The organism is Halomonas sp. IOP_14 (genome assembly GCF_021021315.1).
In the GTDB taxonomy this organism is placed as follows: domain Bacteria; phylum Pseudomonadota; class Gammaproteobacteria; order Pseudomonadales; family Halomonadaceae; genus Vreelandella; species Vreelandella titanicae.
Genome location: NZ_JAINWD010000001.1, coordinates 325,659 through 346,993 on the forward strand (window position 1 = coordinate 325,659; position 21,335 = coordinate 346,993).

The 21,335-nt window shown below is 53.4% G+C and carries 18 protein-coding genes; 12 read left to right on the forward strand and 6 right to left on the reverse strand.

Annotation, left to right across the window (positions count from 1 at the left end):
- Positions 1 to 149 precede the first annotated feature (149 nt).
- The 5 genes from prmB to phaC all read left to right on the forward strand — a co-directional run bounded on the left by prmB (position 150) and on the right by phaC (position 5,488).
- Positions 150 to 1,109 (forward strand): 50S ribosomal protein L3 N(5)-glutamine methyltransferase, encoded by a 960-nt coding sequence (gene prmB, locus K7H09_RS01525; RefSeq protein WP_009287957.1) that lies wholly within the window; start codon positions 150 to 152, stop codon positions 1,107 to 1,109.
- A gap of 13 nt (positions 1,110 to 1,122) precedes the next feature.
- Positions 1,123 to 2,214, forward strand: coding sequence for a chorismate synthase (gene aroC / locus K7H09_RS01530; RefSeq protein WP_053857021.1), 1,092 nt, complete (start codon positions 1,123 to 1,125; stop codon positions 2,212 to 2,214).
- Positions 2,215 to 2,276: 62 nt separating this feature from the next.
- On the forward strand, positions 2,277 to 2,798 hold the full coding sequence (locus tag K7H09_RS01535; protein ID WP_230803260.1) for a hypothetical protein: 522 nt from the start codon (positions 2,277 to 2,279) through the stop codon (positions 2,796 to 2,798).
- 253 nt (positions 2,799 to 3,051) lie between these two features.
- A complete protein-coding gene (locus K7H09_RS01540) occupies positions 3,052 to 3,462 on the forward strand; it encodes a phasin family protein (protein ID WP_007113285.1) in 411 nt (136 codons plus the stop codon).
- A gap of 118 nt (positions 3,463 to 3,580) precedes the next feature.
- Positions 3,581 to 5,488: a class I poly(R)-hydroxyalkanoic acid synthase gene (gene phaC, locus K7H09_RS01545; RefSeq protein ID WP_230803262.1), complete on the forward strand. Its 1,908-nt coding sequence runs from the start codon at positions 3,581 to 3,583 to the stop codon at positions 5,486 to 5,488.
- A gap of 97 nt (positions 5,489 to 5,585) precedes the next feature.
- Here phaC and ahpF read toward each other — a convergent pair whose 3' ends face one another.
- Together ahpF and ahpC are read right to left on the reverse strand one after the other, a co-directional pair.
- Positions 5,586 to 7,142, reverse strand: coding sequence for an alkyl hydroperoxide reductase subunit F (gene ahpF / locus K7H09_RS01550; protein ID WP_161463666.1), 1,557 nt, complete (start codon positions 7,140 to 7,142; stop codon positions 5,586 to 5,588).
- A 162-nt stretch (positions 7,143 to 7,304) separates the two neighbouring features.
- Positions 7,305 to 7,868, reverse strand: coding sequence for an alkyl hydroperoxide reductase subunit C (gene ahpC, locus K7H09_RS01555; protein ID WP_190372951.1), 564 nt, complete (start codon positions 7,866 to 7,868; stop codon positions 7,305 to 7,307).
- Between the two features lie 387 nt (positions 7,869 to 8,255).
- Between ahpC and K7H09_RS01560 the strand changes: the two genes are divergently transcribed.
- The 4 genes from K7H09_RS01560 (at position 8,256) to K7H09_RS01575 (ending at position 12,446) form a co-directional block, all read left to right on the forward strand.
- Complete coding sequence (locus K7H09_RS01560; protein WP_022522773.1) at positions 8,256 to 9,359, forward strand: polyamine ABC transporter substrate-binding protein; 1,104 nt, start codon at positions 8,256 to 8,258, stop codon at positions 9,357 to 9,359.
- 101 nt (positions 9,360 to 9,460) lie between these two features.
- The gene (locus tag K7H09_RS01565; protein ID WP_027958410.1) at positions 9,461 to 10,642 is read left to right on the forward strand and encodes an ABC transporter ATP-binding protein; all 1,182 of its coding nucleotides are present in this window, start codon (positions 9,461 to 9,463) and stop codon (positions 10,640 to 10,642) included.
- A 68-nt stretch (positions 10,643 to 10,710) separates the two neighbouring features.
- Positions 10,711 to 11,619: an ABC transporter permease subunit gene (locus K7H09_RS01570; RefSeq protein WP_027958411.1), complete on the forward strand. Its 909-nt coding sequence runs from the start codon at positions 10,711 to 10,713 to the stop codon at positions 11,617 to 11,619.
- Positions 11,619 to 12,446 (forward strand): ABC transporter permease subunit, encoded by an 828-nt coding sequence (locus K7H09_RS01575; RefSeq protein ID WP_230803264.1) that lies wholly within the window; start codon positions 11,619 to 11,621, stop codon positions 12,444 to 12,446. Before K7H09_RS01570 ends, K7H09_RS01575 begins: the two co-directional genes overlap by 1 nt.
- Positions 12,447 to 12,452: 6 nt before the next feature.
- Here the strand turns inward: K7H09_RS01575 and K7H09_RS01580 are convergent, their stop codons facing one another.
- Positions 12,453 to 12,662: a CPXCG motif-containing cysteine-rich protein gene (locus K7H09_RS01580; RefSeq protein ID WP_230803266.1), complete on the reverse strand. Its 210-nt coding sequence runs from the start codon at positions 12,660 to 12,662 to the stop codon at positions 12,453 to 12,455.
- A 147-nt stretch (positions 12,663 to 12,809) separates the two neighbouring features.
- On the opposite strand from K7H09_RS01580, the gene K7H09_RS01585 reads away from it, so the two are divergent.
- Positions 12,810 to 13,238 carry a DUF3617 domain-containing protein gene (locus tag K7H09_RS01585; protein ID WP_022522778.1) on the forward strand — a complete coding sequence of 143 codons (429 nt, stop codon included), beginning with the start codon at positions 12,810 to 12,812 and terminating at the stop codon, positions 13,236 to 13,238.
- Between the two features lie 140 nt (positions 13,239 to 13,378).
- On the opposite strand, the gene K7H09_RS01590 is transcribed toward K7H09_RS01585, so the two are convergent.
- On the reverse strand, positions 13,379 to 16,501 hold the full coding sequence (locus K7H09_RS01590; RefSeq protein ID WP_230803268.1) for an efflux RND transporter permease subunit: 3,123 nt from the start codon (positions 16,499 to 16,501) through the stop codon (positions 13,379 to 13,381).
- Positions 16,501 to 17,583, reverse strand: a complete 1,083-nt coding sequence (locus K7H09_RS01595; RefSeq protein ID WP_027958415.1) for an efflux RND transporter periplasmic adaptor subunit — start codon at positions 17,581 to 17,583, stop codon at positions 16,501 to 16,503. The genes K7H09_RS01590 and K7H09_RS01595 overlap by 1 nt, the downstream gene beginning before the upstream one ends.
- A 136-nt stretch (positions 17,584 to 17,719) precedes the next feature.
- Between K7H09_RS01595 and K7H09_RS01600 the strand changes: the two genes are divergently transcribed.
- Positions 17,720 to 18,904, forward strand: a complete 1,185-nt coding sequence (locus tag K7H09_RS01600) for an NAD(P)/FAD-dependent oxidoreductase (protein ID WP_027958416.1) — start codon at positions 17,720 to 17,722, stop codon at positions 18,902 to 18,904.
- Positions 18,905 to 19,088: 184 nt separating this feature from the next.
- Here the strand turns inward: K7H09_RS01600 and K7H09_RS01605 are convergent, their stop codons facing one another.
- Positions 19,089 to 20,891, reverse strand: a complete 1,803-nt coding sequence (locus tag K7H09_RS01605) for a sigma-54-dependent Fis family transcriptional regulator (RefSeq protein WP_035537965.1) — start codon at positions 20,889 to 20,891, stop codon at positions 19,089 to 19,091.
- Positions 20,892 to 21,116: 225 nt separating this feature from the next.
- Between K7H09_RS01605 and K7H09_RS01610 the strand changes: the two genes are divergently transcribed.
- The gene (locus K7H09_RS01610; RefSeq protein WP_230803276.1) at positions 21,117 to 21,308 is read left to right on the forward strand and encodes a hypothetical protein; all 192 of its coding nucleotides are present in this window, start codon (positions 21,117 to 21,119) and stop codon (positions 21,306 to 21,308) included.
- The last annotated feature ends 27 nt before the right edge of the window (positions 21,309 to 21,335 follow it).

The window sequence follows — 21,335 nt, forward strand, 5'->3', positions numbered from 1 at the left end:
GGTAGCACGGGTGAATCAGTTAAAGAAGCACAGTATAGCGGGCTGAGCGTTGCTGTGAACCGGGCGGCGTGAAAGGTACAATCTTTTATTCGTCATATGGCTCAGGTTCTATTGCCTGCAGTCATGATTATCGTTAACCAGGAGCCGCTGTGACCACGCATCTAAATGTTGAGCATTCTCACTCAACCCTTTCCCTGTCGGAGTCGTTGCTGGTGAGCCAGCTCTTTACGCTGCGCGACTACCTGCGCTGGGTCTCCAGCGAGTTTTATCTGGCGGGCCTGCACTATGGCCATGGTACCGATTCTGCCTGGGATGAGGCGGTGGCACTCTGCTTGGGCGCGCTGCACCTGCCGTGGAATATCGACCCCAGTGTGCTAGAGGCGCGGCTGCTGCCCGTGGAGCGTCAGCGGATTATTGCCCTGGCGCGGGAGCGTGTTACCACCCGCCGCCCGCTGCCTTATCTGCTCGGCGAGAGCTTCTTTGCCGGTCACCCGTTTAGCGTTGACGAGCGCGTGCTGATTCCGCGCTCGCCGATTGCCGAGTTGATTGAAGACGGCTTTGCTGCCTGGTTTCCCGAAGAGCCGCCTGCTAGCGTGCTGGATCTATGCACTGGCTCCGGTTGTATCGGCATTGCTACGGCACTCTATTTGCCCACTTGTGAAGTGGCGCTTGCAGATATCAGCCAGGATGCCCTGGCCGTGGCACGGCAAAATATTACCCGCCATGATGTGGGAGACCGGGTGCGAGCGGTGGAATCGGATGTATTCAGCGGCTTGGAAGGTCGACGTTTTGATCTCATCGTCTCCAACCCGCCCTATGTTGATGCCCGCGACTTGGCCACCATGCCTGCTGAGTTCCGCCATGAACCCTCCTTGGCACTGGGGGCAGGCAGCGATGGCTTGGATATCGTGCGGCGCATACTCCGTGAAGCGCGGGAACACCTAACCGATGAGGGTTGGCTGATCGTAGAAGTCGGCAACTCTGATCGCCATGTGGAAGCGGCGTTTCCCGACGTGCCTTTCCTATGGCTTGAATTCGAGCGTGGCGGCCAGGGCGTATTTGCCTTGAGCGCCGCTGAACTCGACGCCCATGTGGCGTCTTTCCAGTGAGGAACTAATCGCCATGTCTGGCAATACGTTTGGCAAACTATTTACCGTCACTACCTTTGGTGAGAGTCACGGCCCAGCGCTCGGCGCGATCGTTGATGGCTGCCCGCCTGGGTTACCGTTAAGCGAAGCAGATTTACAGCATGATCTGGATCGCCGTCGGCCGGGCAGTTCGCGGCATACTACCCAGCGCAAAGAACCTGATCAGGTGCGCATCCTGTCAGGGGTGTTTGAAGGCAAGACCACCGGCACCTCTATTGGCCTGTTAATCGAAAATACCGACCAGCGCTCTAACGACTACTCAAAAATCAAAGAGCAGTTTCGGCCAGCGCATGCGGATTACACCTACCACCATAAATATGGCCACCGTGACTACCGCGGCGGCGGGCGCTCCAGCGCCCGTGAAACCGCTATGCGAGTGGCGGCAGGGGCGATTGCCAAGAAATATTTGGCCGCCCAAGGTGTTCAGATTCGCGGTTATATGAGCCAGCTAGGCCCCATCAAGATTGATTTCAAACAGTGGGAAGCGGTGGGTCAAAATGCCTTTTTCTGCCCTGACCCGGAGCGCGTAGCAGAACTGGAAGCCTACATGGATCAGCTGCGCCGCGATCAGGATTCGGTAGGTGCTGAGATCACCGTGATTGCCGAAGGGGTGCCGGTAGGGCTAGGCGAACCGGTGTTTGACCGCCTGGATGCTGACCTAGCGCATGGTTTGATGAGTATTAATGCGGTAAAAGGTGTGGAGATAGGCGCAGGGTTTGGTTGTGTCGCTCAGCGGGGCAGTGAACACCGTGACGAGATGACGCCTGAAGGCTTTCTCTCCAATCATGCTGGTGGCGTGCTGGGCGGTATTTCCAGCGGCCAACCCATTGTGGCTCGTTTGGCGCTAAAACCGACGTCCAGCATTACCACGCCTGGCCGCTCTATCGATATCCATGGACAGGCCGTCGAAGTGATTACCAAAGGGCGTCACGACCCCTGTGTGGGTATTCGCGCAACGCCCATCGCTGAGGCGATGATGGCGATTACGTTGCTGGATCACTGGCTGCGTCATCGCGGCCAAAATAGTGAGGTGAGCGTTGATACGCCGCGTTTAACCCAGCGCTAGCGCAATACGGTGAGGTTTGCAGTTCACTGCTACACTCAAACAAAACAGTGCAGGAGCCGCCTATGAAGATTAACGTTGAATTTGATCTTACCCCGGACGAATTTCGCCAATCTCTGGGTCTGCCGGATGTCGAAGCTTTCCAGAAAAACCTGCTGGAAAATATCCAGCGGCAAATGGAGTCTGGGGTAGAGGGCTACGACCCCATGAGTCTTATGAGGCCCTTTCTCCAGCAGCCGATGATGCAGCAAGGGCTCTCGCAGGGACTGTCTCAAGGGCTATCTGAAGGACTGTCTCAAGGGCTAGCCAACTTCGGCACTTATCAGCAAATGATGCTGGATATGTTGCGCCAAGCGGGCAGCGCCAGCACTAATGCCACTAGTGCGTCCTCGTCTAACAGCAGTGCGGCTGAACAGGGTGGTAACACCAGCTCTAAAAGCAGTGCGGCGAGTTCCAGGGCGAGCAGTACTAATAATAGTAGTGCCAATAAAAGTACCAGTAGTGGTGGTAAGGCCAAGTCAACAGCGTCGTCGCGCTCCCGTTCCGGCTCAAGCACACGTTCAACATCCAAGCGCAGTGATTCATAAATCAGTAACGATAGACTGGCAAAAATAGATTGTGGGGAAGTGGATTGAAAGATCGCTAATGGCGATGTGAGAGAGGCAATGCGGAGACGTTTTGCAGCGTTACTGAATGCAGCTACTTAAAACAGTGTCGCTGTTGCAATGCAGCATGCCAGGGACTACTCTTTTTGCAGTGCAGCAAATCAAGGCAAGACAAGCTACATCACGATGAGTCACTCCAAGGCTCATGCCAAGGAACTAAACAGGAGCAGACACTATGCAAGACAATATGATGGACGCCTTCAACGCCCAAACTAAGCAAATGTTTGAGCCCATGCGTAAAATTAATTCGCTGATGCTCAACAACATGGAAAAAATGACCCAGTATCAGCTGGAAGCCATGAAGCGCTACAGCCAGATGGGTACAGAGCGCATTCGTAGCGCCACTGAAATTCAAGACGCAGAAAGCCTGCGTGATTTCGGCACCAAGCAAGCTGAAATGATGAACGAGCTTTCCCAGCAGATGCAGGAAGACGCGCGCGTCATGAGCGAAATGAGCCTGCAGTTTAAGTCTGAAATGGAAAAAATGTTCAGCGAAGCCGGTCAGCAAATGTCCGAGCAAGCCAAGGCGGCTACAAAAAGCGAGCAACCTGCCAAAGCCTCTAGTCAGTCATCGCGCAAAAGCTGATTAGTGACCTCATCGCGGCGCCCAAGGGCGCCGCGATGCATTTATAAGCTTTAATTTATATATGCTTACATAGCCAAAGTGGTCGGTGCGCCCGATGATAGGCGTAGGGAGAATGAGTATGCAGTCAGCGTGGCACAATCCGTTCCAGGCAATATCACAAGGGCTATCTGACAGCCTGTCTGAAGGGCTTTCTCAAGGACTGCCTGAAGGGTTATCCCCAGAGGAAATTGAAGCCTGGAATAATCAGCTTAAAGAGATTAGCGAACAGTACCAAGGATTGATGCAGGATCTGCTTTCCCGTATTGCGCCCAGTGAAGCCGCCGACTCAATTTACAGTGATATGCGTGAAAGCTTTGAAGCGGGTGCTCAGTCATTAATGCAAAACCCTACGCTGCTGTGGGAAACCCAGAACCGTTTGCTTCAAGACCAGTGGCTATTGTGGCAACAGGCCCTGCGTGGCATGGCTGGCGAGCAAATAACGCCGCTGATTACCCCGGCTAAAAGTGACCGTCGCTTCAAAGATGAAGCCTGGACTCAAAACCCCCACTATATGGCCATTATGCAGCAGTACTTACTGTTCTCGCAGATGGTGGAAGAGCTGGTTGAAAACTTAAGTGGGTTGGATGAAACCCAGAAGCGTAACTTGATGTTTTACGCGCGCCAGTTGGTCAACGCGATGGCGCCCACTAACTTTATAACTACCAATCCAGAGGTCATGCGCTGCACCATTGAAACCCGTGGTCAAAACCTAGTGGATGGTCTGGCCCGTCTACGTGAAGATTTAGGTAACTCTGGTGAAGGCATTAATGTCCGCATGACAGACCGCGCCGCCTTTGGCGTGGGCGAAAACATAGCGGTAACGCCCGGTTCAGTGGTGTATGAAAACGAACTGATTCAGTTGATCCAATACACGCCAACGACGGAAAAGACCTTTAAAACGCCATTGCTAATGGTGCCGCCGTGGATCAATAAGTACTACATTCTCGATCTGCGTGAAGATAATTCCATGGTGAAGTGGCTGGTGGATCAGGGCCATACGGTGTTCCTGATCTCCTGGCGTAATCCTGGCCCGGAGCAGCGCGATATTACCTGGGCCGACTATATGCAGATGGGGCCGATCAGCGCGATAGAAGCTATCGAGCAGGCCTGCGGCGAGAAGTCGGTTAATCTCCTCAGCTACTGTGTCGGCGGCACGTTAACGGCATCTACGGTAGCGTACCTCACCAGCACCCGCCGTGGGCGCAAAGTAAAGTCGGTGACCTATATGGCCACGCTGCAGGATTTTCGTGATCCTGGCGATATCGGCGTATTTCTCAATGAGCGGGTGGTTGAAGGGATCGAACAAACGCTAGAAGCGAAGGGCTACCTTGATGGCCGCTCGATGGCTTACACTTTCAATTTGTTGCGTGAGAATGATCTGTTTTGGTCGTTCTACATTAATAACTATTTGAAGGGCGAGACGCCTGCCGCCTTTGATCTACTCTACTGGAATACTGATGGTACCAATTTAACCGCAGGCACCCATGCCTGGTATTTACGCCATATGTATTTAGAGAACCGCTTGGTTGAGCCAGGTGGCATTGAGCTGGATGGCGTGAAAATTGATCTGCGCAAGGTGTCGGCGCCCAGCTATTTTATCTCCACCAAAGAAGACCACATCGCCAAATGGAACAGCACCTACTATGGGGCGTTGCTACCCAAGGGGCCGGTGACCTTTGTGCTCGGCGGCTCGGGGCATATCGCAGGTATCGTCAACCCACCCCATAAGAACAAGTATAGCTACTGGACTAACGACACACTGCCCGAAAGCCATGAGGAGTGGCTTGCAGGTGCTACGGCTCAGGAAGGCTCCTGGTGGCCTCACTGGCAGGCATGGATGACCGACAATGGCTATGCCAATAGCGAAAAAATGGTGTCCGTGCGCCAACCAGGGGACGGTGAACTCAACATTATTGAGCCTGCGCCGGGCCGCTACGTGAAGATGACAATCCCTGAAGTGTTGGGGGAAATCCCGTCTTCTTCGTAATTGGCATAGGCGAATAGCCTAAGGTTTCGCGAGCTGCAGCTCCCTCCCACTAAAAAGCCCGCTGACATTTTTGTCAGCGGGCTTTTCTTCGCCACTGTCAGTTTCGAATGAGATAGTCGAAAGCACCCAGCGATGCCTTGGCGCCTTCGCCCATGGCGATGATGATCTGCTTGTAGGGCACGGTAGTTACATCGCCTGCGGCGAAGACGCCGGGCACGGATGTCATACCGTGAGCATCGACGATGATCTCACCGCGGGGCGTCATTTCAATCGGAGAGCCTTTCAACCACTCGGTGTTAGGCACCAGACCAATCTGAACAAAAATGCCTTCCAGCGCGATGGATTTGCTCTCGTCGGACGTGCGGTCTTTATAGTTCAAGCCATTCACACGGCTGCCATCGCCCGTTACTTCGGTGGTTTGTGCGTTGAGGATAATATCGACGTTAGGCAGACTCTTGAGCTTTTTCTGCAGCACCGCGTCGGCACGCATTTCACCCATAAACTCTACGAGCGTGACATGGCCGACAATACCCGCCAGATCGATCGCCGCTTCAACGCCAGAGTTACCGCCGCCAATCACCGCTACCCGCTTACCTTTGAACAGCGGGCCGTCACAGTGAGGGCAGTAAGCCACCCCTTTGTTGCGGTACTGCTGTTCGCCGGGCACGTTCATTTCGCGCCAGCGGGCACCCGTCGCCAGTACCAGGGTTTTGCTCTTAAGCGTCGCACCCGACTCAAAGGTGACTTCGTGCAGCCCACCTTCCGCCTCGGCTGCTTTAAACGCCGTGGCAAGCTGCAGGTTCATGACATCGACTTCGTAATCTTTTACGTGCTCTTCAAGCGCGCTAACTAGCTTGGGGCCTTCGGTATGGGAAACGGAGATAAAGTTTTCAATTCCCATGGTGTCAGCCACCTGACCACCGAAACGCTCAGCGGCAATGCCGGTGTTAATGCCTTTGCGTGCTGAGTAAATGGCGGCCGCCGCGCCTGCCGGGCCACCACCAATGACGAGCGTATCGAAAGCGGCTTTCTCGTTGAGCTTTTTGGCATCGCGTTCGGCGGCACCAGTATCAACTTTGGCCAAAATCTGCTCAAGGGTCATACGGCCTTGATCGAACGGCTTACCGTTCAGATAGATGCTTGGCACCGACATGATTTCCCGCGACTCAACTTCGTCCTGAAACAGTGCCCCGTCAATAGCGACGTGACGAACGTTCGGGTTGAAGATAGCCATGAGGTTAAGCGCTTGAACCACGTCAGGGCAGTTCTGGCACGAGAGCGAGTAGTAAGTCTCGAAAAGCATCTCGCCGTCGAGGGCTTTGATTTGGTCGAGTAGCTCAGCAGACGTTTTAGGCGGATGACCGCCGACTTGCAGCAGTGCCAACACCAGCGACGTGAACTCGTGGCCCATGGGGATACCGGCAAACACCACGCCAGTTTCTTCACCAGGGCGGTTAATCGCAAACGATGGCGTGCGGTCGTCCTGGCCATCGCTGTGTAGGGTAATCTGATCGCTCAGGCTGCTGATGTCCTCAAGCAGGCCGAGTAGTTCTTGTGACTTGGCACCGTCATCGAGGGAGGCAACGATCTCGAACGGCTGAGTCACTTTTTCCAGATACGCTTTTAACTGGGATTTTAAATTGGCGTCCAGCATGACAGTAGCTTCCTCGCAAGTAACAGACGTATTAAATACACGCGTGTGACGGCGCTAATCATTAATAATTTAAAACAGAACGCCCGGGCGAAACCCGGGCGTTGAACCTGCACGCTCTTGCGCCACGCAAATAAGAGCAAGCGCGTGAAAGCCGTAGGCGGTTTAGATTTTGCCTACAAGATCCAGTGAAGGTGCCAGCGTTTCTTCGCCTTCTTTCCATTTAGCCGGGCACACTTCGTTCGGGTTGGCACGAACGTATTGAGCGGCTTTCACTTTACGCAGCAGCTCTTCGGCGTTACGGCCGATATTGCCAGCGTTGATTTCGACAATTTGGATTTTACCGTCTGGGTCGACAACGAATGTGCCGCGCTCAGCAAGACCCGCTTCTTCAATCAACACTTCGAAGTTACGTGAAATCCGTAGCGTCGGATCGGCGATCATTGGGTACTGCAGCTTGCCGATGGTCTCTGAGCTGTCGTGCCATGCTTTGTGAGTGAAGTGGGTATCGGTCGAAACGCTGTAGATCTCAACGCCCAGCTTCTTGAACTCGGCATAGTGATCGGCCAAATCGCCCAGCTCAGTGGGGCAAACAAAGGTAAAATCGGCGGGGTAGAAGAAGAAAATAGACCACTGGCCTTGCAGATCAGCTTCACTTACGTCGACGAATTCGCCATTCAGGTAAGCAGTGGCTTTAAACGGTTTTACTTCAGTGTTGATCAAGGACATTCAGATAATCTCCAGTTGTCATGAGCGAAGGATTTATAAAGTAGTGCTAATGCTAACGGCTAGCGACTAATGTCTAAAATTAAAAAAAGCCATCTAGCCAATAGCATTGCCCTATTGGCGTACCACAAGATCCTGTTTTACTAGCTACTTAATGGGGTCGGTAGGGCAAAATACAAGAATTTTTCACATTGGCTTGCGGTAGGCGTCACTGCACCGCAAAATTCGCACGGTCAGTAATATGGCCTACGCTATTGTTAGCCGCTGAGGGCTGTTGCCGGCAGCAGCAGGGCGCACTTGGTATGAAGACACTTGGCAAAACATTTGGCTGAATTGTTTAGTGAATGCTGAATTGTTTAATGACTAGTTGAGACAACAGGAGCAGTGATAATGGGGAACATCCACAAACTTTCCGCGGCCGTTGCGGCTATCTCATTCGCCGCAGCGGCTAGCGCTGCCCACGCTGAAGAGGTGCGGGTATTTAACTGGTCAGACTACATTGCCCCGGAAACGCTGGAAAAATTCACCGAGCGTACCGGCATTGAAGTGACTTATGACGTTTATGACAGCAATGAAATTTTGGATGCCGCACTGCTCGCCGGGCGTTCCGGCTACGATGTGGTGGTACCTTCTACCTACTATTTTACCCGCCAAGTGAAAGCCGGTGTTTTTCAGCCGCTCAACCATGAGTTACTAACCAATTTAGACAATCTCAACCCCGAGCTGATGGCCAACCTGGAAACCATCGACGCCGGTAGCGAATACTCGGTTCCCTATATGTGGGGCACCAATGGGATCGGCTATAACGTTGACAGGGTAAAAGAAATTCTGGGTGATGACGCGCCGGTAGATAGTTGGGCACTGCTGTTTGATCCTGAAATAACCGCTGCATTGAGCGAAGCGGGCTGCGGCTTGTCGATGCTGGACTCTGCCGATGAAATGCTCTCGCCCGCCATGGCGTACCTGGGGTTTGATCCCCTGAGTGAAAATCTGGACGATATTGAAGCGGCTGGCGAACTGATCGCCGACGTTCGCGACGACATGACTTATTTTCACTCTTCCCGCTATGTGTCCGATCTGGCGAATGGCGATATCTGCGTGGCCGCTGGTTACTCGGGTGATGTTTTCCAGGCCGCCGATCGTGCTGAAGAAGCAGGGCGAGATTTCACCATCGCCTATAGCATTCCTAAAGAAGGCGCCGCGCTCTGGTTCGACATGATGGCAGTACCCGCCGATGCGCCTAATACTGAAAACGCTCACGCCTTTATCAACTTTATTCTTGACCCGGAAATCGCTGCTGAAATTACCGAGTACGTGCGTTATGCCAATCCTAACGCGGCGGCCGATGAGTACCTCTCTGATGAAATCATCAATGACCCGGCTATTTACCCAGAAACCGAGGTCATGCAAAACCTATACGTGCAGGCTGAAAAGCCTCAAGATGTGCTGCGTGCCCGTACGCGCATTTGGAACCGCGTAAAGTCTGGTCGTTAAACCGACATTTATCCGACGGCGAGCCTGGAGTTAATTCTCTATGGCTCGCTGCTCGTCTTTTTTAATGCCCGGATTGCCGGGCCTTTTGATGGGAGTGGCGAATGGTCACTACGCCCCTGTCGAACGAGCCTTCATCTGCTTCGCCAATCACTCCTTCTTCGTCGCGCCCCCAGGGTAAAACCCCGCGGTTTGCTGAAGATGTGGTGCTGGAAGTAAAACGCTTAAGCAAGCGGTTTGATGATGCGCTGGCGGTGGATGATGTCAATTTGCAGGTTAAGCGCGGAGAAATTTTCGCGCTATTGGGTGGTTCCGGGTCAGGTAAATCAACCCTGCTGAGGATGTTGGCGGGGTTTGAAACTCCTTCTGAGGGCCGTATTTTATTAGACGGTGAAAATATCACCGCTATGCCTCCGCACAAGCGGCCTATCAATATGATGTTCCAGTCCTATGCGCTATTTCCGCATATGACGGTGGCGCAGAATATTGCCTTTGGTTTAAAGCAGGATAAGCTCCCCAAAGCGGATATCGACGCTCGCGTCGCGCAAATGTTGAAGCTGGTGCATATGGAGCGCTTTGCCAAGCGCAAACCGCATCAACTCTCTGGCGGTCAGCGCCAGCGTGTAGCACTGGCGCGTTCGCTGGCCAAGCGGCCCAAACTGTTACTGTTAGACGAGCCCATGGGCGCACTGGATAAAAAACTGCGCACTGAAATGCAGCTAGAGGTAGTGGAGATCATCGAGCAGGTGGGTGTTACCTGCATTATGGTCACTCACGACCAGGAAGAGGCCATGACCATGGCCGACCGCGTGGCGATCATGGCCGATGGCTGGATCGAACAAATAGGCTCGCCGATCGATATTTATGAAAGCCCGGTGAGCCGCATGGTGGCGGAATTTGTCGGTACGGTGAATCTGTTTGAAGGAGAGATTAGCGAAGATGCTGCTGACCACTGCCGCATCGTCGCTCCCGCGCTCGAGCGGCCCATTTATATTGACCACGGTATTACCACCCAGGCGTCGAATCGGCGGGTTTGGGTCGCGCTGCGCCCTGAAAAAATCTGGCTAACCCGCGAGAAACCCACAACAGAATATAACTGGGCAGAAGGCAAGGTGGATGATATTGCCTATTTAGGCGGTTTCTCGCTCTACTACGTGCGCACCCAGTCGGGCCAGATCATTAAAGTCAGTATGGCCAATACCGAGCGTCGCGGTGATCGACCCACCTGGGAAGACAGTGTGTATGTCTACTGGGAAGATCACAGTACGATTGTTTTGAACCGCTAGCGTCTTGAGCTGCTAACGTTTTGAATTGCGATAGTGGCGCATTCCTTACCGCGAGGAGACTGCCTTTAATGAAGTTATCTCGTTCTTCAGCACTGCTCAAACGCTTGCAGCTGGGGCGCCGAGCAGTGATCGCGTTTCCGCTCGTGTGGCTGATGCTGTTTTTTTTACTGCCCTTTGCGCTGGTGCTCAAAATCAGCCTCTCCGAAGCGGCGATTGCGATTCCGCCCTATGGCCCGCTGCTTGAGTACGCCGATCAGACGCTGCATGTCTTTCTTAATCTGGGCAATTATCTCTTTCTGCTCTCAGATTCGTTGTATATCGCCGCCTATTGGGGCTCAGTGAAAACGGCGTTTATTGCCACGCTGGCCTGTTTGTTGCTCGGTTACCCGATGGCGTATGCCATGGCCCGAGCCCCAGCACGCTGGCAACTGCTGTTACTGCTGCTGGTCATGTTGCCGTCATGGACGTCGTTTTTGATTCGTGTCTATGCCTGGATGGGAATTCTAAGCAACAGTGGGTTAATCAATAACCTGTTGATCGGGATTGGCCTGATTGATTCGCCGCTGCGCATGATGAATACCCAGTTTTCAGTGACTATTGGCATTGTTTATGCCTACTTGCCGTTCATGGTGCTGCCGCTATATGCCCACTTAACGCGCATGGATAACTCGTTGTTAGAGGCCGCTGCAGATCTTGGCTCGCGCAAGTTCAATACCTTTATCAAAGTCACCTTGCCGCTCTCTACGGGCGGCATTGTGGCCGGTTCGATGCTGGTGTTCATACCTGCGGTAGGGGAGTTTGTGATTCCTGAACTGCTGGGCGGCCCTGATACGCTAATGATCGGCAAAGTGCTGTGGGAGGAGTTCTTTCTCAACCGCGACTGGCCCGTGGCGTCGGCGCTGGCCATGGTGATGCTACTGCTGTTACTGGTGCCGATAGTCTGGTTTCATCGTTACCAGTCCAAGGAGCTTGAATAATGAGCATGCGACGGCCGAGCTTCTCAACGGTCATGCTGGTGCTTGGCCTGCTGTTTCTTTACCTGCCAATGTTTGTGCTGGTGGTGTATTCGTTTAACGCCTCGAAACTGGTCACGGTGTGGGCGGGGTTCTCCACCCAGTGGTACGGCGAGCTGTTTCGTGATCAGCAGATTTTGTCGGCGGTATGGACGAGCCTGCGCATCGCGTTTTTCGCGGCCAGCATGGCGGTTTGCCTGGGCACCGTGGCAGCCTTTGTAATGACACGCTATGGCCACTTCCGTGGTAAAACGGCGCTGTCGAGCATGGTCACGGCGCCGCTGGTAATGCCCGAAGTCATCACCGGTCTTTCGCTGCTGCTACTATTTGTGCAGATGGCGCAGGTTACCGGCTGGCCAGCCGATCGGGGCATGGCAACCATTTGGATTGCTCACACCACCTTTTGCAGTGCCTATGTGGCTGTCGTGGTGGCTGCGCGGCTGCGGGAAGTGGATCACTCCATTGAAGAGGCCGCCATGGATTTGGGCTCACCTCCAGTGAAAACCTTCTTTTCTATCACGCTGCCGATCATTACCCCCGCGCTGGCTGCAGGCTGGCTGCTGGCGTTTACCCTCTCCCTGGATGACCTGGTGATCGCCAGCTTTGTTTCCGGGCCAGGGGCCAATACGCTGCCGATGGTGGTGTTTTCTTCGGTGCGTATGGGGGTGTCGCCGAAGATCAATGCGCTTGCTACATTGATCATCCTAACGGTATCGCTGGCGACACTGTTGGCGTGGTTTCTTATGCGACGTAATGAGACCCGGCGGAAGGCTGCTCTACGAGAAGTTTAAATCAAACTATAGAACGTCGTCGTCGCGCCCGGCGACGACGCTATCGAGTTCTCCGGTCACCGGTGAGACGATGATCTGTAGCTGGATGGGCGCGCAGCATTGATGGCAATCCTCCCAGGTATCATGGCTGCCCTGTGACGTATCAATCAGAAAGGTCAGCGGCGAATCGCAGTAGGGGCAGTGGAAGTCATAATTGACCAGGGCGTCGCCTTGCATTGTTGGCTACCTTGTATAGCGGATGCGCTAAATCAGTTTCTTACCCAATGAGTGTAGCAGTGTGGTCGTCGGGTAGGGCATCGTAGGATTGAATCAGGTAGGATATCCCAGGATTTAAGTTCCCAAAGCAACGCAGCGAGAGTAGCGATGATGTTACGTAACATGGCAGTAGCGGCCCTAGTGGCCTTTCCGATGGTCGCGTTGGCTGAAACCCCCAATGTCACCGCTGGTGAGTGGGAGTTTGTGAGCAAAACCAGCGTCACCGGCGAAATGGAAATTCCGGATCAAACGGAAACCGAGCGCCAGTGTATTAGTCAGGAAGAGCTTGAGGGAGCTGAATTTGGCTTCATCGAGGAAGAAGAAGGCTGCGAGCTGCTCGACCAGGAGCTGAATGCGGACGGTCTCAGCTACAGCATGGTGTGTCGCGCTGAGGGTGGCGAAGCTACCATCGATGGCGAAATGCGTTTTATGGGCGAGCGTATCGAAGGCAGCGTCGATATCCTTACCCAGTCCCCCATGGGTGAGCTGAGCATGAATACCGTGATTGAAGGCGAGTATCTTGGCGAGTGTGAGTAATCGCTAGCTCTCTTTTCAAAGGGTGCCAACAGGCACCCTTTTTCATTGAGGTCGTCATTGCGAGGAGCGCAGCGACGCGGCAATCTCAAGCGTGCGGTGGCCTCTAAAAACCAGATTGCTTCGCTGCGTTGGCAATGACATCAGTCAGATGGTGCATTAGCAATTTCCTCCTCTAATCGCCTTTTCACTGCCCCGGGCGAACCGGTGTGGCGCGCCAGCAAGTCGTAAGCCACAGGCACCACAAACAGCGTAAACAGCGTGGCCGAGCCGACCCCCGCCATAATCACGGTGCCGATAACCAAGCGAGACTCAGACCCCGGCCCTGTCGAGACAATCAGCGGAATGGCGCCGGCCATGGTGGTCACGGCGGTCATTAAGATAGGTCTTAAACGCGTTACAGAGGCTTCAATCAACGCCGAACGGAACGCTTTACCCTCATCGCGCAACTGGTTGGCAAACTCGACAATTAAGATGCCGTTTTTCGCCGCTAGTCCAATCAACAGCACCAAGCCTACTTGGCTATAGATATTAAGCGATTGACCGCTTAGTAGCAGGGCGAGTAGCGCACCGCTCATCGCGAGCGGCACCGTAAGCATTATCACAAAGGGGTGAATCAGGCTTTCGAACTGCGCTGCTAACACCAAAAAGACCACAAGCGCGCCCAGTATTAACAAGAACGCGGTGGCGCCACTGGCTTGCTGGAAGTCCCTTGAGGCGCCTGCCACATTGGTTTGCGCCTCTTCCGGCAGTAGCTCCGCGGCGCTCTGCTCTAAATAGGTCAAAGCTTCGCCAAGGGGGTAGCCATCCGCCAGGTTGGCTTCAATGGTAATCGCCCGTATACGGTCAAAGCGGTTCAAAGTGCTGGCGCCAGCAAAGTCGGAGAGGGTGACCAAACTGGCCAGGGGGATCAGCTCACCTGTGCGAGCGGATCGAACCTGAATGTTATCCAACGCCCTCGGGCTGTTTTGACTGCCGCGGTCACCTTCCAAAATGACGTCGTACTCTTCACCATCATCAACATAGCGAGTGACGTTACGGCCACCTAACAGTACTTCAAGCGTTCTGCCGATCTCGGTAACCGTAACGCCCAACGAAGCGGCACGCTCGTAGTCAATATCGACTCTTAGCTGTGGCTGGGTTTCGTTGTAGTTGCTCTCTAGTGCCATCAAGCGCGGGTTGTTTTCTCGCACATGATCGATCAGCGTATCGCGCCAGTGGGCAAGCTCTTCGTAAGTCCCACCGCCCAGTACAAACTGCACCGGCTTTTGGGTACGCTGCCCAAACCCCTGGCGCATCACCGGGAAGGCTTGTACCCCCGGCAACGTACGCAGCTTTTCGCGTACTTCGCCCATGATCTCCCAGGCACTGCGTCGACTGCCCCAGTCGGCCATATTGACGATAATAAAGCCGCTATTGAAATTCTCTATGTTGCCGTAGCCACGAGGGGCGCGAACGACTACGCGCTCCAACTCATCGCTCTCCACCAGTGGCGTCATCCGCGCTTCGATCTCATCCATGTAGTCCATCATGTAGTCGAAGGTGGCGCCTTCAGGGCCATTCACTAATACGATAAAGTTACCGCGATCCTCTTGAGGTGTGTATTCGTTGGGCAGTACCGTGGCCAGCCAGGCGGTGGCGCCAATCAATAATACAAACGCCGCGACCACCAGCCAGCGCATTTTGAGCATCCACTCTAACGTGGCCTGATAGCGGCGCTGTGTGCCGCTGAGCAGCCACTGCACAGCCTTGCCAATCCGGCTTTCGTGCATGCCCGGCTTAAGAATTTTAGACGCCATCATCGGCGTAAGCGTCAGTGCCAGGAGAGTAGAGACCACTACCGCAGCGGCCATGGTTAGCGCGAACTCGGAAAATAGTCGGCCAATATCGCCTTGCAACATACTGAGTGGCAAGAAAACCGCCACCAACACCAGGGTGGTGGCGATGACTGCAAAGGCGATTTGCCGGGTACCTCGAAATGCGGCGACTAGCGGCGTCTCGCCGTAGTCGTGCATACGCCGGTTAATATTTTCAAGCACGACGATGGCATCATCGACAATCAGACCGATCGCCAGCACCAGCGCCAGCAGAGTTAGCAGGTTAATTGAGAAATTCATCGCGGCCAGAGCAGTAAAGGCGCCAATAACGGCAATCGGAACGGTCACCGCGGGTACCAGGGTGGTGCGCAAATTGCCCAAAAACATAAAGATCACCACCACCACCAAGCCCATGGCGATAAACAGCGTCATAACGACCTGCTCAATCGCTCCGGAGACGAACAGCGAGGCGTCGTAGTTCAGGCTCAGTGACATCCCTTCAGGCAGCGTACCTTGCAGGCGTTCAAGTTCGACCTGAACGGCTTCAGAGAGCTCTATCACATTGGCCGTCGACTGCATGATCATACCCAGGCCGACCATGGGGATGCCGTTAGAGCGGAAGACAGAACGATCCTCCACCGCGCCGACCTCTACTCTTGCTACGTCAGCAAGGCGCACCAGATAGCCGTTTTCCTCCTGGTTTTGAGGAGAGCTGAGGGCGAGGCGCTGAAAATCTTCGGCACTGGCAAAACTACGGGGGAGGCGGACAATAAACTGCCGATCCTTGGATTCAAGCGAGCCTGCCGGTAGCTCTACGTTCTCTGCCCGCAGTGCGTCTTCGATATCGCTAACGGTGAGTCCCCGTGCGGCCAAGGCATTGCGATCCAGCCACACGCGCATGGCGTAGTCACTGCCGCCGCCGACACGCACCCGTGCTACCCCTGGCTGAACGGAGAGGCTGTCGACCAAAAAGCGGTTAGCGTAGTCGGTTAGCTCAGTAATGGAATAGTCGTTTCCGGAAAGGCTTAACCAAACCACCACTTCTTCGCTGCTATCGGCTTTGGTGACCTCTGGGTTGTCAGCGTCGTCGGGTAGGTTGCGCAGCGCGCCGGAGATGCGGTCGCGAATATCATTGGCGGCGGCATTGATATCCATATCAATGCCAAATTCGATCTCGATCTGAGAGCGTCCATCCTCGCTTTGCGAGGTAATCAGCTCAATGCCTTCAACGCCAGCAATGCGGTCTTCTAATACTTGGGTAATCCGTGTTTCGACGACGCTGGCCGAGGCTCCGGGGTAGCGGGTATCGATGGTGACCACTGGCGGGTCGATGGTGGGGTACTCTTGCAGCGGCAGACGATTGAGTGCCAGCAGGCCAAAGGCAATAATCAGCGCCGCGATTACCATCGCCAATACCGGCCGCTGAACAGAGATATCCGATAAACGCATTAGCGGTCGGCCTCCAACAGCGCTCGTATACCGGTCTCGTCATCGGCGATCCCGATTAACCTGGCTTCTTGCCCGTCACGGGCCAGCTGTAGGCCATGAAAGACAATTAAATCGTTGGCGGCGAGTCCCTCGAGAATTTCCACCTCGCCATTGCGGCGCTCGCCGATCACCACTTCACGCTGTGCCAAGCGTGTGCTGCCTTCACTCTGTTCAATTAACATCACGAAGTGACGGTCACCGCTAGGCTCAATGGCCGCCTCAGGGATAACAACCGTATCGCGTACGTGCTGTTGAACGATCACTTCCATCAGCATGCCAGGCCGCAAGCGGCCATCGGTATTCTCGAGATCAGCGCGGACGCTTACGCTGCGCGTGACTGGATCCACCCGTGTGCCGATGGTGGCAATTTCACCGCTAAAGAGGGCGTCAGGGTAGGCGGCAGTTGTGGCATTGAGCATCAAGCCTGGTGAGAGGCGGTCGAGAAATACTTCGGGGACGCTGAAATCTAGCTGCATAACATCCAATTTATCGAGCGTCACCAGATCCATGCCTGGAGTGACCAGGGCGCCAACACTGATATTGCGAAAGCCGACGCGGCCACTAAAGGGGGCTTTTATCTGGTAATTGGCCAACTCCGCTTCAATCGCTTGAATATCGGCATCTGCCTGGCGCAGCCGTGATTGGCTATCTTCTACATCGGCCCGAGCCGCCAGGTTGCGCTCTTGCAACTGCGAAGCGCGATTTGACGCATTACGCCGCTCTTCGCGAAGTGCCTGGGACGCCCTCAGCTGCGCCTGTTCCTCGGCATCCTCCAGACGAATAAGCAACTGGCCTTCTTCGACCTGCTCGCCGTCACGGAAATTGATCTCGGCAACGATATCCGTGACGGTAGCCGATAGTGTGACGCTCTCATCGGCACGAAGGGTGCCCAAGGCTTCTATTGGATCCGACCAGGTAGTCATGATCGCCCGGGTGCCTATGACTGACGGCGCCGATTGGGCGAACGCTACGCTGGAAAGCAGAAGAGTGAGAGGCAGGAGTGCGAGTCGCAACAGCCGTCGTCGATGAAAGGGCAAAAGCATAGTGTTCTCAGCGTTAGATAATATTTATACAGTTATTGTATATGGTAATTGTATCCGCATAATAATTTTTAAGTGCGACCCTGTTAGAATGCCTGCCTTTTACGACGGGAGTCGCTCTCAATATGAGCTGTCCATTATGATCTATGACGTTGTCATCATCGGTGCTGGCGCCGCAGGCTTAATGTGCGCAGCGCAAGCAGGCTATGCCGGAAAGCGGGTCTTAGTGCTTGATCATGCTAACAAAGCGGGCAAGAAGATTCTCATGTCCGGGGGTGGCCGCTGCAACTTTACCAATCTTGGCACAACGCCACAGCACTTTTACTCTTCAAACCCTTACTTTTGTATTTCGGCGCTCAAACGTTACCGCCCTGAGCACTTTGTTGAGCTGGTCGAGCGCCATGGCGTTGAACATGTTGAGAAAACGCCGGGTCAGCTATTCTGTGCAACCTCGGCTAAAGATATTGTCCATACGTTACTGACCGAGTGTGAGTGGGCTGGGGCTGAAATCAGGCTCAGCACCCAGGTTACCCGCGTGGAGCAACAGGGCAGTGCCATGCGTCTAACGACTTCGATAGGTAAAATCGATGCCGGGGTGGTCGTCATCGCGAGCGGTGGGCTTTCCATTCCGAGCATGGGCGCGACGGGTTTTGGCTACGACATTGCCCGTCAATTTGGTCTAGAGGTATTCGCTACGCGACCCGGGCTGGTGCCCTTTACCTTAAGCGATAGCTGGAAAGCGCGCGCAGCTGAGCTCTCTGGTTTGAGCGTGCCAGTGGCTGTTAGTGCTGGCAGTCGCCGCTTTGTGGAACCCATGCTGTTTACCCACCGCGGCTTGTCTGGGCCGGCGATGCTGCAGATATCCAGCGTTTGGCAGCCAGGGGAGAGCATTAGTATCGATCTACTGCCCAATGAAAACGTGGCGGAATCCCTACGTGAGGCACGCCAAGAAACGCCTAAGCGTCAGCTCTCGACTTGGCTTGGCGAACGCTTTCCGAAACGCTTTGCGCAAGCACTGCTGGAGTGGTACCCCGACCATGACTTGGCGCGGCCCCTGGCCCAGTATGCTAATGCCGCATTGGATGAGTGGGCGCAAAGACTCAACGCTTGGCAACTGAAACCAGCAGGAACAGAAGGTTGGCGTACCGCAGAGGTAACCATGGGCGGGGTCAATACCGACGCGATTTCGTCCAAAACCTTTGAGGTTAAAGGCTTACCACAGTTGCGCTTTATCGGAGAAGTATTAGATGTAACGGGAGAGCTAGGCGGGTATAACTTTCAGTGGGCGTGGGCGAGTGGCGTAGCCTGCGGGCAGGCTGTTTAATAAGCTGATCAAAGATTTGCAAGTGCCGTAACTTGATACATTTGCTGTATTAAGCCTCTTGTATTTTGGCGATGGGGTCAAGTTTAGGGGCTGTTGACGTTTCGCTTATGGCAGCGCTGAAAAGTCAACAGAGCCTAGGGCAATGCTGCCAAGAGGTCGGCTGGTAGGTCGATCAGGCGCTTCCTTACAAGTGCCGAAACAGACTAGGATCTAATCCAGCTTTTTGAATTCGATAGGCTAGCTTAGCTCTCGTTACGCCTAGTTCTCTGGCGGCCTTAGACACGTTGCCATCTGTTTTATAAAGTGCATTTGACAAAATTTCTGCTTCACTTCTCCTGTGATATTTAGCGCTCTTCTGCGTATCGTCAATCTTACCCCGGCCAAATAGATCAGGCCCACTTGTGCCAGCCTCCAGCTCTCCTGTGGGATCAATATTGAGGCCTGAAGGGGGATTGAGTTTTGTGGCAAAGCCAACGTCGTCAAACATATGAAACACATTGAGCGGCTCAGAATCTAGCGCGTTAATCACGCCACGTTCTATTAAATTCTGAAGCTCGCGAATATTTCCAGGATAACTATAGTCTAAAAGTGCTTCACTGGCCTTTCGGGTGAGTCCTGGAATATTTTTTTTATAAACGTTTGAGTAGCGGTATAAAAAATGTTCGATTAATAAGGGGATATCATCCTGGCGTTCTCTAAGAGGGGGAAGGCGAATAGGAAAAACATTTAAGCGGTAATAAAGATCCTCTCTGAATAGTCCATTCTGCACTTCCTTGAAAAGATCTTTATTTGAGGCGGCAACAACCCTGACGTTAACTTGAATAGGGTGTGCACCACCGACTCTTTCTATCTCACCATTCTGCAGGGTGCGCAGAAGCTTACCTTGTGCCTCATAACTTAATGATGGAATTTCATCAAGAAATAGTGTGCCCCCATTGGCTCGTTCGAACCGACCCGGTCGACTTTTTTCTGCACCTGTAAACGCACCTTTTTCTACGCCAAACAGCTCTGCCTCAACCAATGTGTCAGGGATTGCAGCACAGTTAAGGGCGACAAAGGGGCCGTTTGCCAAGTTGCTTTTGCGGTGAAGCTCGTTAGCAAACAAGTCTTTCCCAACACCTGATTCTCCATTGAACAGTACCGTGGCTGGCGTTGGCGCGACTCTTTCGATCTTCTGCAAAGCAATACTGACCGCTGCTGAAATACCCACGATCTTTTGGGTATCTATTTTCTCATGGATAGAGGCAGGAGATGACGCTGTCGTAACGCCAGTGGTTTGTCGAGACGACTTACGCGCTTCAGGCGCAAGGTATTCTCCTGGAGTGAGCCAGCTAAGGTCATGGGTACTGCCTATTTCTTGATTTGTCATCTCACCTACGATTCGGCAGAAAGAGCCGCCGCAGCCAGCACACTCCAACTCACGATATATCACTCGCTTACCGTAGAAAGCACTGGCGTAGCCGCTGGCATAACCTAGCTGCATCCAGCAAACCGGTTCACGTGATAGGCCGTACGCATTTATATGTTCGGCGGCTTCGATTGAACCATGCCAAAGGAACTCGGCATTGAAAATACCGTTCGGGATGTCGTGGTCGCGTCGTACCGTTTCGACTTTAACCATCCCCATGACCGCATGTAACCGCTCTCCCGCGGTCAACGCACCAGCTTCATCGTTTAGTGGCCAATGTTTTCGTACAAAAGCTGCGTCGGCAGATCCAGCTGAAAAACCTACGCGCATCAGCAAGCTGCATGCTCTAGAAAAGCCTAGTGATTCAATGATTTCTCTGCGCAACACACCAAATGCATTAGCCCCAAGTAGCACCATGCGGCGATCATCGAACCAAATTTTTCCATCGTTAGGGGTAAGGCGCAGCCTCTCTGTCAAATCACGTAAAGTGGGTGGGTCTCCATCATCAAGGCCTATCTCACAAGAGCTCGCTTGATTGGGTTGCGTTGTCATTTTCGAAAGCGTCATTTTTTTTGTCATGTCTTTCTCATTTTTTTATTAAAAATATTAAATTAATTAAATACTGGCGAGTCTTGTTCAATCCTTCAGTTGTACTTTAGTCGTGTCTAGTCTCTTAACTTCCTTTGCATAATAAGAATTTTACTTTATTTTTTATACTAAGGTCTAGGTTTTGAGTAGTTGGCATAGCAATTGCTGAATAGTTCTCTGTAATACATCGTTTCCATAAATAAAGTGAGAACAATAATGGCTAATGCACCCGCTAGTAATGCTTATCGTATCGTAGAAGTTCCTGAGCCAATGAAGGCAATGCAAGACCGATTTGGGCGTGAGGGAAGCTATGTAGGGCTCTCTGAGGTAGAAAGCCCATGGGTTCCTTTTGGTGATAATGCAGCTATACGGCATCTGGCCTTTGATGTAAGGAATAATGTTTATTGAACCGTACCGGGATTCCCGGAGGCTCCA

Excerpts from the sequence above, each read along its gene's own strand:
- K7H09_RS01560 (WP_022522773.1), top strand. The coding sequence starts at position 8,256 with ATGGGGAACATCCACAAACTTTCCGCGGCCGTTGCGGCTATCTCATTC.
- ahpC (WP_190372951.1), bottom strand. The coding sequence starts at position 7,868 with ATGTCCTTGATCAACACTGAAGTAAAACCGTTTAAAGCCACTGCTTAC.
- K7H09_RS01570 (WP_027958411.1), top strand. The coding sequence starts at position 10,711 with ATGAAGTTATCTCGTTCTTCAGCACTGCTCAAACGCTTGCAGCTGGGG.
- K7H09_RS01610 (WP_230803276.1), top strand. The coding sequence starts at position 21,117 with ATGGCTAATGCACCCGCTAGTAATGCTTATCGTATCGTAGAAGTTCCT.
- K7H09_RS01590 (WP_230803268.1), bottom strand. The coding sequence starts at position 16,501 with ATGCGTTTATCGGATATCTCTGTTCAGCGGCCGGTATTGGCGATGGTA.
- K7H09_RS01600 (WP_027958416.1), top strand. The coding sequence starts at position 17,720 with ATGATCTATGACGTTGTCATCATCGGTGCTGGCGCCGCAGGCTTAATG.
- K7H09_RS01595 (WP_027958415.1), bottom strand. The coding sequence starts at position 17,583 with ATGCTTTTGCCCTTTCATCGACGACGGCTGTTGCGACTCGCACTCCTG.
- K7H09_RS01535 (WP_230803260.1), top strand. The coding sequence starts at position 2,277 with ATGAAGATTAACGTTGAATTTGATCTTACCCCGGACGAATTTCGCCAA.
- K7H09_RS01580 (WP_230803266.1), bottom strand. The coding sequence starts at position 12,662 with ATGCAAGGCGACGCCCTGGTCAATTATGACTTCCACTGCCCCTACTGC.
- phaC (WP_230803262.1), top strand. The coding sequence starts at position 3,581 with ATGCAGTCAGCGTGGCACAATCCGTTCCAGGCAATATCACAAGGGCTA.
- ahpF (WP_161463666.1), bottom strand. The coding sequence starts at position 7,142 with ATGCTGGACGCCAATTTAAAATCCCAGTTAAAAGCGTATCTGGAAAAA.
- K7H09_RS01565 (WP_027958410.1), top strand. The coding sequence starts at position 9,461 with ATGGTCACTACGCCCCTGTCGAACGAGCCTTCATCTGCTTCGCCAATC.
- K7H09_RS01575 (WP_230803264.1), top strand. The coding sequence starts at position 11,619 with ATGAGCATGCGACGGCCGAGCTTCTCAACGGTCATGCTGGTGCTTGGC.
- aroC (WP_053857021.1), top strand. The coding sequence starts at position 1,123 with ATGTCTGGCAATACGTTTGGCAAACTATTTACCGTCACTACCTTTGGT.
- K7H09_RS01605 (WP_035537965.1), bottom strand. The coding sequence starts at position 20,891 with ATGACAAAAAAAATGACGCTTTCGAAAATGACAACGCAACCCAATCAA.
- K7H09_RS01585 (WP_022522778.1), top strand. The coding sequence starts at position 12,810 with ATGATGTTACGTAACATGGCAGTAGCGGCCCTAGTGGCCTTTCCGATG.
- K7H09_RS01540 (WP_007113285.1), top strand. The coding sequence starts at position 3,052 with ATGCAAGACAATATGATGGACGCCTTCAACGCCCAAACTAAGCAAATG.